Consider the following 15,244-nt stretch of genomic DNA (forward strand, 5'->3'; position numbering starts at 1 on the left):
AAGGCGCGCCCATGGACCTGGTCGCTGCCACCGAGCGCCTGCGTCCGCTCGAGCGTGCCCCTGGGCTGCTGCTCGCCGTCTCCGGCGGTCCCGATTCCATGGCGTTGCTGCGCCTCGTGGCCGACTGGGCCCGGGCGGCCGGGCGGCCGCGGGTCGAAGTCGCGACCGTCGATCACGGCCTGCGTGCGGAGTCGCGGCAGGAGTGCGAGGCGGTCGTGCGCTGGGCTGAGGCGGCGGGCCTCGCCGCCACGATCCTGACCTGGGAGGGCGACAAGCCCGTCGGCGCCATGCAGGAACGCGCGCGCGAGGCGCGCTATCGCCTGTTGGCCGAGCGCGCCCGGACCATCGGTGCCAGCCATGTCGTCGTCGCGCATCACGCCGACGATGCCGCCGAGACGGTGCTGCTGCGGCTGCTCGCCGGCTCGGGCATCGCCGGCCTGGCGGGGATGGCGCCGCTGTCACCGCTCGACGAACTGGTCCTCGCCCGCCCGCTGCTCGATGTACCCAAGGAGCGGTTAATCGCCACCTGCCGGGCGTTTGGGCAGCGCTACGTCAGCGATCCGAGCAACGCGGACGCACGCTTCCTGCGCCCGCGGCTGCGCCGGATCAGCACGGCCCTCGCCGCCGAGGGCCTCGACCGCGGCCGTCTGCTGAGGCTGGCCGCCAGAGCCGCCAGAGCCGACGCGGCGCTGCGGCAGATGACGGACACCGCCTGTGCCGCCTGCGCGCCCCGCGCGACGGCCCAGGGCCTCAGCTTCACCGCCGCAGCCCTCGCCGCGCAGCCGGCGGAGATCGTAGCGCGCGTGCTCGGCACCTTCATCGACGCGGCGCGGGCGGCTGCGCCGGGCCCGCGAGCCCCGTTGCGGCTGGAGAGGCTGGAAGAGCTGGCGCGACGTTTCGCCGATGCGCAAGCGCGCCGCAGCCCCTTAAAATCGTCACTCGCCGGCACGATCTTATGCCTCGACTCCGCTGGAGAGGCGACAATCCTCCCTGAGGGTGATCGCAGGCGAGGGCGCCGCGCAGGCGGAAAGACGCTCGGCCAAGTCTGACCCCGTTAACACGGTTTTGCCGCGGAACCGTGCATTCACTTGGCAATAAGCCTGCACCGACTTACATTGATCAGGGAGCGCTCGCAGATGTCGAGCGGGCCGGATGGACCAGGACAATCGCAATAAGATGAACCCCAACTTTCGGAACTTTGCCCTTTGGGTCATCATTTTCCTGTTGGTTCTGGCTCTGGTCACGCTATTCCAGAACCCTGGCCAACGGTCGGGCGGCAGTGAGATCGCCTATTCTCAGCTGCTCAGCGACGCCGACAACGGCCGCATCGCCAGCGTCGTGATCTCCGGCCAGGAGATCAACGGCACCTACACCGACAACCGGTCGTTCCACACCTACGCGCCATTCGACCCGGGCCTGATCTCCAAGCTCCAGGCCAAGGGCGTGCAGATTTCCGCCCGGCCGCCGCAGTCGGATACGCCCTGGTTCGTGGCGCTGCTGGTCAACTGGCTGCCCATCCTCGTCTTCATCGGTGCCTGGATTTTCCTGTCGCGCCAGATGCAGAACGGGGCGGGCCGCGCCATGGGCTTCGGCAAGTCGAAGGCCAAGCTTTTGACCGAGGCGCACGGCCGCGTCACCTTCGAGGATGTGGCGGGCGTCGAGGAGGCCAAGGACGACCTCCAGGAGATCGTTGAGTTCCTGCGTGACCCGCAGAAGTTCCAGCGGCTGGGCGGCCGCATCCCCCGTGGCGTGCTGCTGGTCGGCCCCCCCGGCACCGGCAAGACGCTGATCGCGCGTGCCGTGGCGGGCGAAGCCAACGTGCCGTTCTTCACCATCTCGGGCTCGGACTTCGTCGAGATGTTCGTCGGCGTCGGCGCCTCGCGGGTGCGCGACATGTTCGAGCAGGCGAAGAAGAATGCCCCTTGCATCATCTTCATCGACGAGATCGACGCCGTCGGTCGCCACCGTGGCGCGGGCCTTGGCGGTGGCAACGACGAGCGCGAGCAGACGCTGAACCAGTTGCTGGTCGAGATGGATGGCTTCGAGACCAATGAAGGCATCATCATCATCGCCGCCACCAACCGGCCGGACGTCCTCGACCCCGCGCTGCTGCGCCCCGGCCGCTTCGACCGCCAGATCGTCGTGCCCAACCCGGACGTGATCGGCCGCGAGCGGATCCTGCGCGTGCACGTGCGCAAGGTGCCGCTGGCGCCCGACGTCGACCTCAAGACCATTGCGCGCGGCACGCCCGGCTTCTCCGGCGCCGACCTGATGAATCTGGTCAACGAGGCGGCGCTGCTTGCGGCGCGGCGTGGCAAGCGCATCGTGACCATGGCGGAGTTCGAGGACGCCAAGGACAAGGTCATGATGGGCGCCGAACGCCGCACCCTGGTCATGACCGACGACGAGAAGCGCCTCACCGCCTATCACGAGGCCGGCCACGCGGTCGTCGCGCTCAACGTGCCGGCCACCGATCCGGTGCATAAGGCGACGATCATTCCGCGCGGTCGCGCGCTCGGCATGGTCATGCAGCTGCCCGAGCGGGACAAGCTGTCGATGAGCTACGAGCAGATGACCTCGCGGCTTGCCATCATGATGGGCGGCCGCGTGGCCGAAGAGATCATCTTCGGTGCCGACAAGGTCACCTCCGGTGCTGCGTCCGACATCCAGCAGGCGACCAAGCTTGCCCGCATGATGGTGACCCAGTGGGGCTTCTCGCGGGAGCTCGGCACCGTCATGTACGGCGACAACAACGACGAGGTCTTCCTGGGCTATTCCATCGGCAAGCAGCAGACGCTGTCCGAGGCGACGGCCCAGAAGATCGACGCCGAGATCCGCCGCCTCGTCGAGGAGGGGTTGGCGGAAGCCCGTCGTATCCTGACGACGAAGCGCGACGAGCTGGAAACGCTCGCCAAGGGGCTGCTCGAATATGAGACGCTTTCGGGCGACGAGATCCGCGACCTGCTCGACGGCAAGCCGCCGATCCGCGACAGCGGCGAGCCGGTGACGCCGGCCCGGGGCTCGCCGGTCCCGTCGGCCGGCCGCAACCGGCCGCCGCGCGGCGAGCCAGACGCCGGCCTGGAGCCTCAGCCTCAGGCCTGACCGACGCGCGATGCCCATGAGGACGCCGCCATTCCCCTGGGAGCGGCGGCGTTCCCGCTTGTCGCGTGGCCGCAGGTCATTGGAAAGGCAGATAGCCTTCTGAAACTGGAGCGCTTCGCGATTGATGATTCCGCCAGCGCGAGGCCCAGCCAATGACGCGGCTGCTCAACTAGAGCATTTCCGCGTTTCTTCGAAACGCCGAAATGCTCTATCTCTTTGTTTTGTCGCGTTTCTTCACGCGAACCGGCGTCCACTTCGCTCGAAAACGCTCTAGATCAGGATCAGGATTGAAGCCGCGAGGACGGCAGCGCAGGCGAACCAGCTCATGCGCGCCGTATTGTCGAGCACTGCGATCCGGTGCCACCAGTTCGCGCGGTTGCGCGCGAGCGCCTGCGCCACCTCATCCGGAACGCCGGGCGTATCGGCCGTGATCTGGCCGCGCGTGCGCGTCTCCAGATCCGAGCGTCGCGCCGCGTCGTCGATGGACGTTGCAATGATCCAGAACATGGCCAGCCGATCCGTATCGCACGCCAAGTGATAAGTGACATCAGGCGGAATCGAAAGAGGCGCCGGCCTCTGGCGGGAACCGGCGCCAGTGCGCCCCATCGGCGCGTGAGGACTGCGAGGGATGGCGGCTCGCTGCCTTCGTAACAGCCCGTTATGAACTGTGATGGCAGGAAGGGATCTGCGATCTTGACCCAGACAGGCGGACACTGCTTTGTGATCGGCGAGTATTCGTCAGGGGACGGCGAGATCTCGGCGATCGCTTTCGTCGCAGTGACCGCCCGTCGATGCGCCAAGCGCTCGGGGCGCCATCAAATCCCTTTGATCAAGCTTGCTCGGCCGATATCGAAACTGTCGGAACGTCGTGGCGACGGGTAAAGAGCATGACCGCCGTGCGGAACCGTTGATTCTCCGGAGACCAGATCAGATGACGCGCAATTACTTCGGTACCGACGGCATCCGCGGGCGCGCCAACAGCGAGATCACCCCAGAGCTCGCGCTGAAGGTCGGCCAAGCCGCAGGGCTGCTGTTCCGCCGTGGCGATCACCGCAACCGGGTGGTCATCGGCAAGGACACCCGGCTGTCCGGCTACATGATCGAGTCGGCTTTGCAGGCCGGCTTCACCTCCGTCGGCATGGATGTGCTGCTGCTCGGACCGATGCCGACGCCCGCGGTCGCCATGCTCACCCGCTCCATGCGCTGCGACCTCGGCGTCATGATCTCAGCCTCGCACAATCCCTACGAGGACAACGGGATCAAGTTGTTCGGGCCCGACGGCTACAAGCTGTCGGACGAGGTGGAAATGGAGATCGAGACGCTACTTGGGAACGACTTGGGCAAGCGGCTGGCCGGCTCGTCCGACCTCGGGCGCGCCAAGCGTATCGAGAGCGTGCACGCCCGCTACATCGAGTTCGCCAAGCGGACTTTGCCGCGGGCGTTGGATTTCGAGGGGTTGCGGGTGGTCATCGATTGCGCCAACGGCGCCGCCTACCGCGTCGCCCCGGAGGCTCTGTGGGAGCTGGGCGCCGAGGTGTTTCCGCTCGGCGTCGAGCCCAACGGCCTCAACATCAACAAGGACGTGGGCTCCACCGCTCCAGAGGCGCTCACCCGCAAGGTGCGTGAGGTGCGCGCCGACGTGGGCATCGCGCTCGACGGCGACGCTGATCGGGTCATCGTCGTCGACGAGAAGGGGCACCTCATCGACGGCGACCAACTGATGGCGGTGATCGCCCGGAGCTGGCAGGAGGATGATCTGCTGTCCAAGCCGGCCATCGTCGCGACCATCATGTCGAATCTCGGCCTGGAGCGCTATCTCGGCGGTCTCGGCCTGGCGCTCGAGCGCACCGCCGTCGGCGACCGCTACGTGCTCGAGCACATGCGCCGCAACGGCTACAACGTCGGCGGCGAGCAGTCCGGCCACATCATCCTGTCGGACTACGCGACGACGGGCGACGGCCTGCTGTCGGCCCTTCAGGTGCTTGCGGTGGTCAAGCGTTCCGGCAAGCCGGTCAGCGAGGTCTGTCATTCCTTCGAGCCCTATCCGCAAGTGCTCAAGAACATGCGCTACAAGGCTGGCCAACGGCCCGCCGAGGAAAACGTCGTATCGATCGTCGAAGCCGCGCGCGGCCGTCTCGGCAATGAAGGGCGGCTCGTCGTCCGCCCGTCGGGTACGGAACCGGTCATCCGCGTGATGGGCGAGGGCGGCAACCGCCAGCTGGTGGAGCAGGTGGTCGACGACGTGATCGAAGCTTTGACGAAGTCTGCCGCCTGACCGGCGCCGGCGGGCTGGGCGGAGCCGCGACCCCGCCGGCGGCATTGTAGGATCGCAGCAGGCCCGGGGCGCCGCCTCCCTTAACCATGCGGGTTAAGGTTAAGCGCGCATTAACGGGTGTCTGGCACCTTGCGGGCGTTCCCCCGGCGGCGGCGTTTGGCCGCCCGGGGCGCCAACACGGTGTGCCAATGGTCCGAGGTCTTTCCGTTGTCGTGGCAGTCACGGCCATTGCCGCCCTGCCGGCCCTCGCCGCGGAACTGCCGCCTCTGCCGGATCTCGAACCCAGCACGCCGATAGCCGTTGGCGGCGGCTGGTACCTGCGCGGCGATGCGGGGGTCGGCTCCACCAGCACGTCGCGCGCGCGGACGCCCACCGTCGCCCTCGTCCCGGTCGACACGGCCCTGGTCCGCCAGCGCATCGAGAGCGGCTGGAGCATCGGCGGGGGCATCGGCTATCGCTTCGGAGCCAACTTCCGCACGGACTTGACGGTCGGTGGCCTGGTCAACCAGAATTTTCGTGCCGTGGGCATCGACGCTGCCAATGTCGGCAACCCGAACTCCCCCGCGGCCTACTACCGAGCCGGGCTGAGTTCGACGGTGGCCCTGGTCAACGCCTATTGGGACATTGCCACCTGGGAGGGCATCACGCCCTTCGTCGGCGCGGGCGTCGGCGTCGCCTACAATCGCCTTGGCGGCATCAGCCGGCTCGACGTCGGCGCGCCGCTCGGGCCGGCGGCGGGCTACGACGCCATCGCCCGCGGCGGCCGCACCCAGGCGGCCTTCGCTCTCTATGCCGGCCTCGCCTATGAGATCATGCCCGGGCTGACCGCTGAGGTGGCCTACCGCTACCTCAACGTCGGCTCCGCGGGCAGCAACTCCGCCATCTGCGGCACCGGCTACCTCTGCGCGGCCGCGACGCCGCTGCGGGTCAAGAGCATCGACAGCCAGGAGGTGACCATCGGCGTCCGCTGGAGCCTGAACGGCGCATAGCGCCGGATCCGTTCGGGGCGTGGGAGCCGTCAGCGCTCCGCCGCGGGCCTTGCCAGCAGTCATCCACCCCCTAGGGAGCGATGCGCGGTATCCAACCGTCGGTTGTCGATATCGCGGTATCCGCGGAGGGCGTGGAGTTCGTCATGCGTTGCGTCGTCAAGGCTGCGCTGCATCTGGCATGCGCAGTTGGTATTCTCCTCAGCGTCGTATCGATCGGCAACGCCGAGGAGTTCGATTTCGGTGGGCCTGGTCGCGGCGCGGTGATCTTGGGTGCGCGATCCCCACAGTTCTTTTGCGGTAGCCCGGCATTTGGCATCCAGAGCCTCACCGATCCCGCGGCGCGCTTCGACGTCGATCGAAATAGTATCCACATGAATATAAAAACACCGGTAAAGTTATATCGACTTCATAGTATAATAATACAAGAATATGGAATCGATTTACTAACACTTCCTGCTGGGAAATATGTAGTAAATCTTGTTCAGTGTCACACGGGCGCGATACATTTCAAGCTGCGTACTCCCGTCGCACATTTCAGCGTTCGTCCAGGTGAAATCGTGAACGCGGGGGTTATCGAATTCACCTTCAAGGACGCCATGCTGTCTTTCTCGACAGGGCCTATGAACGCGGCCGAGGCCGCTTACTTCTCCCGGCGCGCACCGGACCTGGCTGCTCGCGCTACCATCAAGACGATGACGCCCATTCCGCCGTTCGTCCGAAATATGAAACGGACGTAACGTTGGGAGCGTCGTTGGTCTTCACCGCGCCGGCGAGCGGCGCGCCCGCAACGCACTGCAAGACCGAGAGGCGCTCGGAGCGCTAGATGACCGTCCAGGCGGGCTCAAATTCGCCTTGCGCCCAGTGGCGGGGGGGCGTACCTGCATCGGCGGGACACTTCCCCCCAACGGGAAGCGCCCATCTGAAAGGATGGATCATGACGACGACGCCAAACGTGCGGCCCGAGCGGCCGCAATTTTCGTCCGGCCCCTGCGCCAAGCGTCCGGGCTGGCACCCCGAGGCCCTGCGCGATGCGCCGCTCGGCCGCTCGCACCGAGCCAAGGTCGGGAAGGCCAAGCTCAAGCTCGCCATCGACCTCACCCGCGAGATCCTTCAGGTGCCTGCGGACTATCGCATCGGCATCGTGCCGGCGTCCGACACCGGCGCCGTCGAGATGGCTCTATGGTCGCTGCTCGGCGCCCGGCCGGTCGACATGCTGGCGTGGGAGAGCTTCGGCGAAGGCTGGGTGACCGATGTGGTCAAGCAGCTCAAGCTCGCGGATGCGCGCATCATCAAGGCGCCGTACGGCGAGTTGCCGGACCTGTCGCAGGTCGATACCCGCGGCCGTGACGTGGTGTTCACCTGGAATGGCACGACCTCGGGCGTCCGCGTTCCCGACGCCGACTGGATCGCCGCCGATCGCGAGGGCCTCACGATCTGCGACGCGACTTCGGCGGCCTTCGCCCAGCGTCTCGACTTCGCCAAGCTCGATGTGGTCACCTTCTCCTGGCAGAAGGTCCTGGGCGGGGAGGGCGGCCACGGCGTGCTCATCCTGTCGCCGCGCGCAGTGGCGCGATTGCAGAGCTACGCCCCGCCGTGGCCGCTGCCGAAGATCTTCCGCATGACTTCGGGCGGCAAGCTGATCGAGGGGCTGTTCGAGGGCGAGACCATCAACACGCCCTCGATGCTCTGCGTCGAAGATTACATCGACGGCCTGACATGGGCCCAGTCGGTCGGCGGCCTGGAAGGGCTGATCGCCCGGGCGAATGCCAACGCGGCCGCGCTGTTCGACTGGACGGCGCGCAGCAGCTGGATCGGCAACCTCGCCAAGGTCCCGCAGACCCGCTCCAACACCAGCGTCTGCCTGTCCATCGTCGACCCGGAGGTCGTCTCGCGCGGTTCCGAGGCGGTGGCGACGGTGGCCAAGGCGATCGTTTCGCGGCTTGAGGCCGAGGGTGTCGCCTACGACATCGGCGCCTATCGCGATGCGCCGCCCGGCCTGCGCATCTGGTGCGGCGCCACCATCGAGACGGCCGACGTCAAGGCCCTGACGCACTGGCTCGATTTCGCCTTTGCCGAGGCCAAGGCGAAGCTCGCCAAGGCGGCCTGACGAGGCCGTCGAGGCCGCCCACTTCGGGCCGGCCCAGCAAGCGAAGCCGCGTCCGTGCGGGCGCGGCACTCCCCCATTCATCGCCGGCACGGCCTGCGCCTCGAGACGGCCGCCGGCGCCGTGCCCCCGCCCGACGACAGGTGATTCATGTCTGCCGCACCCAAAGTCCTGATTTCGGATGCCCTCTCCCCCGCCGCGGTGCAGATCTTCAAGGACCGGGGCATCGACGTCGACTTCCGCCCCGAGCTCGGCAAGGACAAGGACAAGCTCGCCGAGATCATCGGCGACTATGACGGCCTCGCCATCCGCTCGGCCACCAAGGTGACGCCGGCCATCCTGGCGCGCGCCGAGCGCCTGCGCGTGATCGGCCGGGCCGGTATCGGCGTCGACAATGTCGACATCCCGGTGGCCACGGCCCGCGGCGTCATCGTCATGAACACGCCGTTCGGCAACTCCATCACCACCGCCGAGCACGCCATCGCCCTGATGTTCGCGCTCGCCCGCGAGATCCCCGCCGCCGACGCCTCCACCCAGGCCGGCAAGTGGGAGAAGAACCGCTTCATGGGCGTCGAGATCACCGGCAAGACGCTCGGCATCATCGGCTGCGGCAACATCGGCTCCATCGTCGCCGAACGCGGTGTCGGCCTGCGCATGAAGGTCATCGCCTACGACCCGTTCCTGTCGCCGGAGCGGGCGCTGGACCTCGGCGTGGAGAAGGTGGAGCTCGACGAGCTGCTGCCGCGGGCCGATTTCATCACGCTGCACACGCCGCTCACCGACAAGACGCGCAACGTCCTGTCGGAGGCCAATCTGGCGAAGACGAAGGCGGGCGTACGCATCATCAACTGCGCGCGCGGCGGCCTGGTCGACGAGGCCGCCCTGCGCCGGGCGCTCGACGGCGGCCACGTGGCCGGGGCCGCCTTCGACGTGTTCGTCGAGGAGCCGGCGAACGCAAACCCCCTGTTCGGCCATCCCAACGTGGTCTGCACCCCGCACCTGGGGGCGGCGACGAGCGAAGCGCAGGAGAACGTCGCGCTCCAGGTGGCCGAGCAGATGTCGGAATACCTGCTGCGCGGCGCCATCCAGAACGCGGTGAACTTCCCCTCCATCACGGCGGAAGAGGCGCCCAAGCTCAAGCCGTTCATCGCGCTGGCGGAGAAGCTCGGCTCGTTCGCCGGGCAACTCACCGAAACGGGCATCACCAGCATCGCGATCACCTACGAGGGCACCGTCGCGGGCCTCAAGACCAAGGCGCTGACGGCGTCCGCCATTGCCGGCGTGCTGCGGCCGATGCTGGCGGACGTGAACGTCGTCTCGGCGCCCGCGGTCGCCAAGGAGCGCGGCATCGTGGTGGAGGAGACCATCCGCGAGGCGGAGGGCGACTATGATGCGCTGATGACGCTCTCGGTCACCACCGAACGCCAGACGCGAGCCATCTCGGGCACGGTGTTCGCCGGTGGCAAGCCGCGCATCCTGTCGATCAAGGACATCAACGTCGATGCCGAGTTCGCACCCTCGATGATCTACGTGACCAACGAGGACAGGCCGGGCTTCATCGGCCGCTTCGCCAGCGCCCTGGGCGAGGCGGGTGTCAACATCGCCACCTTCGCGCTCGGGCGCGACGCTCCCGGCGGCTCGGCCATCGCCCTCGTCGAGGTCGACGGCCCCGTGCCGCCCCAGGTGCTCGAGGCGGTCAAGGCCCTGCCGGGCGTCAAGCAGGTCAAGGCGCTGAGCTTCACCTGACCGGAAAGCGCTTCGCGGCTCGAGCGCGTTGCCGGATCGGCGCGCGGCGCCTCGCAGGGCCTCGCGAGCGGGTGTAGTCGGCGATCGCGCGCCGCTGCCGGTTCGAGAGGTGTGAGCGTTCCTTCGGGTGCTGTCGCGCCGTGTCTCCGTCGGCAGTGCCGGCGGGCTCGCTTGTGCCGGTGATCGGTCTCTCAACACTTCAGATTGAGAGCCTTCTGAGCATTTCTCTGGGATTGGGCAGCCACTTCCGATGGCAACTCATTTGGCCAAGAACTATTCCAATTCTAATATTGGTCGACTCAACGAAGAAAAAGTCGTCATTTTATTTATTCCAAATCCATCGACTAATCGTCATAAAATTGTGCGGTGACAATCGAATATTTGCGATCTATGCAGACTTACTGCTTCTGCTGAGGAAGCGTGGAGGACTGCGAGAATGATTGCACTAATTCGCGTCACGGTGATCGGGGTCGCCCTCCTCACGGCTTCCGCCGCAACGGCCGCCGAGTTCTACATGGGCGAGCCGGTGGTCAAGGAGGGCATGCAGTTCTCGCCGGCCTATCTGACCGGCATCGAGATGGACAGGCATCCGCCGGGCATGGACATGAGCCCGGACGCCATTCACATCGAGATCGACATCCACGCGACCAAGGACGAGACTCACGGCTTTCCCGAGGACGCCTGGATTCCCTACCTCACCGTCAACCTGACGGTCGAGAAGGAGGGCGGGAGCTACAAGGAGACCAAGCAGCTCGCGGCCATGGAGGCCAAGGACGGGCCGCACTATGCCAACAACTTCAAGATGGACGGTCCCGGCACCTACAAGGCCACCTACGCCATCGACCCGCCGTCGAAGGCCGGATTCATCCGCCACGTCGACAAAGCGACCGGCGTTCCCGCCTGGTGGCAGCCGATCACCCTGAGCTGGACCTTCCAGTATCCCAGCACGGGCAAGTAGCGGATACGACGAAGCCCGCGTCGACGGGCGGGGGCCATTCCTCACCGCGTCTCGCAATTTTACGGGAGCACTGGGCATGACCTCGGCATTTCGCCGCCTGATCGCGGCTTCGATGCTCGCCGGCTTCGGCGCATGGAGCGCCGCGGCGCAGACTGCGCCGACCGGTGCAGCCCCGGCCGCTGTGGCGCCCGCCTACACGCCGACGAATGCAGCGGGCCAGATCGAGGTCGTGCTCAAGGATCACGTTTTCACGCCCTCGCAGATCCGCGTGCCCGCGGGCAAGCGGACGCAGTTGCTGATCAAGAATCAGGATCCCACGGCCGACGAGTTCGATTCCTCCGCTCTCAAGGTCGAGAAGGTCGTCGGCGGCAATTCGGAAGGTGTGGTCCGCCTGCGAGAGCTCGACCCAGGCACTTATCCGTTCATGGGCGAATTCAATCCGACTACCGCGCAGGGCGTGGTCATCGCCGAATAGGAAGGTTTCATGTTCGGCGCTCTGATCATCGTCTTCCGAGAGGTCCTCGAAGCGGGCCTCGTCGTCGGCGTCGTGCTGGCGGCCACCAGGGGGCTCGCCGGCAGCCGCCTCTACGTCGCGCTCGGCATTTTCGGCGGTGTCGTCGGTGCGGCCGTCATCGCGGGCTTCGCCGACATCCTGTCCAGCCTGTTCGACGGCACCGGTCAGGAGCTGCTGAACGCCGTGATCCTTCTGGTGGCGGTCGTGATGCTGACCTGGACGGTGAGCTGGATGTCGGCACACGCGCGCGAGCTGACGTCGCAACTCAAGGCGGTCGGGCTCGACGTCAAGAAAGGCCGCAAGCCCCTGACCGCGCTTGCCATCGTGGTCGGCGCCGCGGTGCTCCGCGAGGGCTTCGAGGTCGTGCTGTTCCTCTATGGCATCCTGGTGGGCGGCGGTGCCAGCGCCGCGTCGGTCGCGCTGGGGGGCATGCTCGGCGTCGTGGCCGGTGCCGCCGTCGCCTATGCCCTCTATCGCGGACTGGCGGCGATCCCGGTCAAGCGCCTGTTCCAGGTGACGACGGTGATGATCGCGCTCCTCGCTGCCGGGCTTGCCGCTCAGGCCGTCGGCATCCTCCAGTCGGCGGGGTACCTGAATGTGTTGGCCTATCCCCTGTGGAACACCTCGGCCGTCCTGCCCCAGGACAGCATCGTCGGTCGCGTCCTTGCGACACTGATCGGCTACACCGACCAGCCGAGCGGCCTGCAGCTCATCGCTTACCTCGCCACCCTCGCGGCGGTGTTCACGCTATCGCGCCGGGCCGCGGCCTCCACGGCACCTCGGCCGGCGTCGTCCACGTCGGGCAGCCGCTAGCGCTCCGGGGATCATGGCGCCGGCACAGCTCTTCGAAGACGGCCGGCCCCGCGCCCGCTGGACCGACGTCAATGCCCGTTTCGCCCGGCTATCGGCCCGCAAGCCTGGCTGGCAGCTCGTCATCCTGGCGCTGGCGATCACCACGGCGCTCTGGGTCGGCAGCAAGGTCGACAACCGGGCCTGGGACGACCTGTGGCCATGGCGCGGGCCTGCCCAGCTCACCATTCTGTGGTCGCTCACGCTGATGGCCGTCGCACTGGTGACAGGATCCCGCAGCCAGTTGATCGAGCCGCTGTTCGGTGGCCTCGACCGTGCGGTGCGGGTGCATCGCATCGTCGGCCCGGCCGCGGTCGGTCTGCTGGTGACTCACGTGCTGCTGCTCATTCCGCTCTGGGTCGAGCGGGGCGGCGCGCTGCCGCTGCTCGTCATCCCGTTCGTCTCGCCGCAAACTGCCAGTTTCGACGTCTTCATCCTCGTCAGCTGGGGCTTCGTGCTGCTCGCGGTACTCGCCTACGTTCGTTGGCGCTGTTGTGCGGTCCCCCCAACTTCGTCGCCGAGCTGACCCTGCAATTCCGTGCCTGCGGGGCACGGGCAAGCCGCATCATCGCGGAGGGCTTTGCGTTTCGATGAGGCGCTTGCCTCGACCGCAGCGTTCAACCGGGCCCGCGGGCCCAGCGAGGGGAGCACAACATGGTGAGCGACAATCTGGCCGATGCGCTGGGTGATCTGTTGAACGGCGAACTGGAAGCCCATCACGCCTATCTGCAAGCCGCCGGGTGGGCTGCCGACCGCAATCTCGATGGCTGCAAGGCCTTCCTGCTCGCGCATGCGGCCGAAGAGCTCGGCCATATGCACAAGATCTTCGCCTACATGGTCGATCTAGGCGTGCCGATCCGGCTCAAGACGCTTCCGGCGCCAGTCGTCCGCGCCAACGACGTGGTCGGCCTCTTCACGGAGATCCGCGACCGGGAGCGCGCCGTTACCCAGTCCATCGGCGCCGTCGTCGATCTCGCCGCCCGCGAGAGGCACCACGGCACCTTCCAGTTCCTGCAATGGTTCGTGGCCGAGCAACATGAGGAAGACAGCCTCTGCAAGAGCCTGCTCGACAAGATCGCGCTCATCGGCGACGGCCCGAACGCGCTCTACCTGATCGACAAGGAGATCGGCCACATGGCCCACCGCGATCAGGCGACGTAAGCGAGGCTGGCGGTCAGCGTCCCGGCGACGCCCAGCGCGACCGCCACATACCAGGGCCAGCGCTGGCCGCGCGCGACGATCGAGATCGCCGCGACCGCGATGGCGATCTGCACCAGCGTGACCGCCGCGGTCAGGATCTGGTGGCGCCCGCTGCGCAGCCGGGCGTCAGTCAGCCTTTCCAGGGAAAGCCGCTCCTCCTCGCGGGCGATCGTTGCCAGCCCGCCGGCGTCGCGATCCCGGAATCGTTCCGGCGGCGTCCCGTCCCCGGCCGCGGCTTGCCCGGGGGGCGGCGGTGCCGTGGGCGGCGCGGGCTTGAGCAGCATGGCGCGGATGTTCTTGGCCTCGAACGCGTTCCAGGCGTCCGTGGCGCGGCCCTGGTGCAGCGCCGCGTCGCCGCTGGCCCGCGCCGCGGCGGACGTCTCGAGCGATTCCAGGCCGCCCAGGATCACGCCGACGACGGCCAGAACGGCGATGGTGACCGAGACCCGGCGGATGAACGGGGCGGCGGCGCCGGCGTCCTCCATGCCGCGTTCGTCGCGCTCCTCGCTCGTCGTCTTCGCCAGCTCGGCCATGGACAACTCCCGGAGTGGTTCAGCTCAAGGCGGGCCGCTTCAAGACAGCTGCTTCACGTGGCGATGCAGGTCGGCCTGTTCTTCATCGGTGAAGGCGACGGTGCGCCGCGTTTCATGGTCGAGAACCGCAGCGACCGCCGCCGCGTCGGCGATGCGGGCGCCGGTGCGGGCATCGAACAGCAGGTGTGCGAAGCGCAACGTTCTGCCCATGATGCCGACCAGGGCGCTGCGGCCGACCAGCAGCGTGTCGGCGGGCGGCAGCGCGCCATAGCGGACGCACGTCTCGAGCACGACGCTGCCGCGGCCGCGCGCGAGCATGCGCGCGTGGTCGTGGCCCAGGCTGTCCCACAGGTTGCCGACCCCGTCGGAGAAGCGGCCCATGACCCATTCGATCGCCATGCGGCCGGAGGCGTCGCAATGGCCCGGCGCCACCCGCCCGCGGAAGATCTCGACCAGGTCGAGCGCTTCGGCGCGAGCGAGGTCGATCTCCGGCGAACGATCGTCGAGGGTGATACTGCGGGGTCCTTCGCCCTCGGGCAGCACGCCGACCAGCCGCTCCAGCCGCTCGCGTTGGGCGCCGCTCCAGGCAACGGGGTCCCCCGTCGTCTCGTCGACGTGGCGATCGACGGAGAGGAAGCTCGCCGCCACTTCGCCCGCGCAGCTCAGGGCGTGGTGAACGACCGCGCTATCCTCGCGTAACTCGACGAGGCGCGAGCGCATCGACGCCATGTCGCCGGCCCTTAGCTCGCGGCGGAAACGCACGTGGTGGCGCGACGGCCGCAAGGTCCTGCCGTCCTCGATGCCGAGGCCGTGGACGACGAAGCCCTGCGCCTCCGCCAGGCGCGCCAGATAGAAGCGGACGTTGAGGTGGTCGTTCTCGTCGCACTCCCAGGCGTTCACGCCGCTGCGACCGCTGTCGAACTGGTGATCGGCCATCGTCCCCGCTTCCTTGCGTTGTCCCTGGCTGTCTAGAC

The 15,244-nt window shown here is 67.4% G+C and carries 15 protein-coding genes; 12 read left to right on the forward strand and 3 right to left on the reverse strand.

The features are described 5' to 3' along the window. The first annotated feature begins 11 nt into the window (after positions 1 to 11). Together tilS and ftsH are read left to right on the forward strand one after the other, a co-directional pair. A complete protein-coding gene (gene tilS / locus IEW34_RS11865; protein WP_188609399.1) occupies positions 12 to 1,049 on the forward strand; it encodes a tRNA lysidine(34) synthetase TilS in 1,038 nt (345 codons plus the stop codon). Positions 1,050 to 1,176: 127 nt separating this feature from the next. Then, positions 1,177 to 3,102 carry an ATP-dependent zinc metalloprotease FtsH gene (ftsH, locus tag IEW34_RS11870; protein WP_188609768.1) on the forward strand — a complete coding sequence of 642 codons (1,926 nt, stop codon included), beginning with the start codon at positions 1,177 to 1,179 and terminating at the stop codon, positions 3,100 to 3,102. A gap of 270 nt (positions 3,103 to 3,372) precedes the next feature. On the opposite strand, the gene IEW34_RS11875 is transcribed toward ftsH, so the two are convergent. After that, a complete protein-coding gene (locus IEW34_RS11875) occupies positions 3,373 to 3,609 on the reverse strand; it encodes a hypothetical protein (RefSeq protein ID WP_188609400.1) in 237 nt (78 codons plus the stop codon). 424 nt (positions 3,610 to 4,033) lie between these two features. Here IEW34_RS11875 and glmM point away from each other — a divergent pair, with 424 nt between their 5' ends. The 10 genes from glmM (at position 4,034) to IEW34_RS11925 (ending at position 13,698) form a co-directional block, all read left to right on the forward strand. After that, positions 4,034 to 5,377, forward strand: coding sequence for a phosphoglucosamine mutase (glmM, locus tag IEW34_RS11880; protein ID WP_188609401.1), 1,344 nt, complete (start codon positions 4,034 to 4,036; stop codon positions 5,375 to 5,377). 212 nt (positions 5,378 to 5,589) lie between these two features. Continuing rightward, on the forward strand, positions 5,590 to 6,366 hold the full coding sequence (locus tag IEW34_RS11885) for an outer membrane protein (RefSeq protein WP_188609402.1): 777 nt from the start codon (positions 5,590 to 5,592) through the stop codon (positions 6,364 to 6,366). Between the two features lie 80 nt (positions 6,367 to 6,446). Then, complete coding sequence (locus IEW34_RS11890) at positions 6,447 to 7,103, forward strand: hypothetical protein (RefSeq protein WP_188609403.1); 657 nt, start codon at positions 6,447 to 6,449, stop codon at positions 7,101 to 7,103. Positions 7,104 to 7,300: 197 nt separating this feature from the next. Beyond that, positions 7,301 to 8,473, forward strand: coding sequence for a phosphoserine transaminase (locus IEW34_RS11895; protein WP_188609404.1), 1,173 nt, complete (start codon positions 7,301 to 7,303; stop codon positions 8,471 to 8,473). A gap of 147 nt (positions 8,474 to 8,620) precedes the next feature. Then, positions 8,621 to 10,216 (forward strand): phosphoglycerate dehydrogenase, encoded by a 1,596-nt coding sequence (serA, locus tag IEW34_RS11900; protein ID WP_188609405.1) that lies wholly within the window; start codon positions 8,621 to 8,623, stop codon positions 10,214 to 10,216. 436 nt (positions 10,217 to 10,652) lie between these two features. Next, on the forward strand, positions 10,653 to 11,174 hold the full coding sequence (locus tag IEW34_RS11905) for an iron transporter (protein ID WP_188609406.1): 522 nt from the start codon (positions 10,653 to 10,655) through the stop codon (positions 11,172 to 11,174). A gap of 112 nt (positions 11,175 to 11,286) precedes the next feature. After that, positions 11,287 to 11,649, forward strand: coding sequence for a cupredoxin domain-containing protein (locus IEW34_RS11910; RefSeq protein ID WP_188609407.1), 363 nt, complete (start codon positions 11,287 to 11,289; stop codon positions 11,647 to 11,649). Between the two features lie 9 nt (positions 11,650 to 11,658). Beyond that, positions 11,659 to 12,501 (forward strand): FTR1 family iron permease, encoded by an 843-nt coding sequence (locus IEW34_RS11915; protein WP_188609408.1) that lies wholly within the window; start codon positions 11,659 to 11,661, stop codon positions 12,499 to 12,501. Between the two features lie 13 nt (positions 12,502 to 12,514). Further along, the gene (locus IEW34_RS11920) at positions 12,515 to 13,063 is read left to right on the forward strand and encodes a ferric reductase-like transmembrane domain-containing protein (protein WP_188609409.1); all 549 of its coding nucleotides are present in this window, start codon (positions 12,515 to 12,517) and stop codon (positions 13,061 to 13,063) included. 128 nt (positions 13,064 to 13,191) lie between these two features. Then, on the forward strand, positions 13,192 to 13,698 hold the full coding sequence (locus tag IEW34_RS11925) for a ferritin (RefSeq protein ID WP_188609410.1): 507 nt from the start codon (positions 13,192 to 13,194) through the stop codon (positions 13,696 to 13,698). Here the strand turns inward: IEW34_RS11925 and IEW34_RS11930 are convergent. Then, the gene (locus tag IEW34_RS11930) at positions 13,686 to 14,270 is read right to left on the reverse strand and encodes a DUF4337 family protein (protein WP_188609411.1); all 585 of its coding nucleotides are present in this window, start codon (positions 14,268 to 14,270) and stop codon (positions 13,686 to 13,688) included. The two genes, IEW34_RS11925 and IEW34_RS11930, sit on opposite strands and share 13 nt — an antisense overlap. A 39-nt stretch (positions 14,271 to 14,309) precedes the next feature. Continuing rightward, the gene (locus tag IEW34_RS11935; protein WP_188609412.1) at positions 14,310 to 15,206 is read right to left on the reverse strand and encodes a thioesterase family protein; all 897 of its coding nucleotides are present in this window, start codon (positions 15,204 to 15,206) and stop codon (positions 14,310 to 14,312) included. Positions 15,207 to 15,244: the final 38 nt, after the last annotated feature.

It is taken from the genome of Chelatococcus reniformis (assembly GCF_014640075.1).
GTDB lineage: Bacteria > Pseudomonadota > Alphaproteobacteria > Rhizobiales > Beijerinckiaceae > Camelimonas > Camelimonas reniformis.

What these genes read in the sequence shown, in the direction of transcription:
- tilS (WP_188609399.1), top strand. Translation starts at nt 12, where the DNA reads ATGGACCTGGTCGCTGCCACCGAGCGCCTGCGTCCGCTCGAGCGTGCC.
- ftsH (WP_188609768.1), top strand. Translation starts at nt 1,177, where the DNA reads ATGAACCCCAACTTTCGGAACTTTGCCCTTTGGGTCATCATTTTCCTG.
- IEW34_RS11875 (WP_188609400.1), bottom strand. Translation starts at nt 3,609, where the DNA reads ATGTTCTGGATCATTGCAACGTCCATCGACGACGCGGCGCGACGCTCG.
- glmM (WP_188609401.1), top strand. Translation starts at nt 4,034, where the DNA reads ATGACGCGCAATTACTTCGGTACCGACGGCATCCGCGGGCGCGCCAAC.
- IEW34_RS11890 (WP_188609403.1), top strand. Translation starts at nt 6,447, where the DNA reads ATGCGCGGTATCCAACCGTCGGTTGTCGATATCGCGGTATCCGCGGAG.
- IEW34_RS11895 (WP_188609404.1), top strand. Translation starts at nt 7,301, where the DNA reads ATGACGACGACGCCAAACGTGCGGCCCGAGCGGCCGCAATTTTCGTCC.
- serA (WP_188609405.1), top strand. Translation starts at nt 8,621, where the DNA reads ATGTCTGCCGCACCCAAAGTCCTGATTTCGGATGCCCTCTCCCCCGCC.
- IEW34_RS11905 (WP_188609406.1), top strand. Translation starts at nt 10,653, where the DNA reads ATGATTGCACTAATTCGCGTCACGGTGATCGGGGTCGCCCTCCTCACG.
- IEW34_RS11910 (WP_188609407.1), top strand. Translation starts at nt 11,287, where the DNA reads ATGCTCGCCGGCTTCGGCGCATGGAGCGCCGCGGCGCAGACTGCGCCG.
- IEW34_RS11915 (WP_188609408.1), top strand. Translation starts at nt 11,659, where the DNA reads ATGTTCGGCGCTCTGATCATCGTCTTCCGAGAGGTCCTCGAAGCGGGC.
- IEW34_RS11920 (WP_188609409.1), top strand. Translation starts at nt 12,515, where the DNA reads ATGGCGCCGGCACAGCTCTTCGAAGACGGCCGGCCCCGCGCCCGCTGG.
- IEW34_RS11925 (WP_188609410.1), top strand. Translation starts at nt 13,192, where the DNA reads ATGGTGAGCGACAATCTGGCCGATGCGCTGGGTGATCTGTTGAACGGC.
- IEW34_RS11930 (WP_188609411.1), bottom strand. Translation starts at nt 14,270, where the DNA reads ATGGCCGAGCTGGCGAAGACGACGAGCGAGGAGCGCGACGAACGCGGC.
- IEW34_RS11935 (WP_188609412.1), bottom strand. Translation starts at nt 15,206, where the DNA reads ATGGCCGATCACCAGTTCGACAGCGGTCGCAGCGGCGTGAACGCCTGG.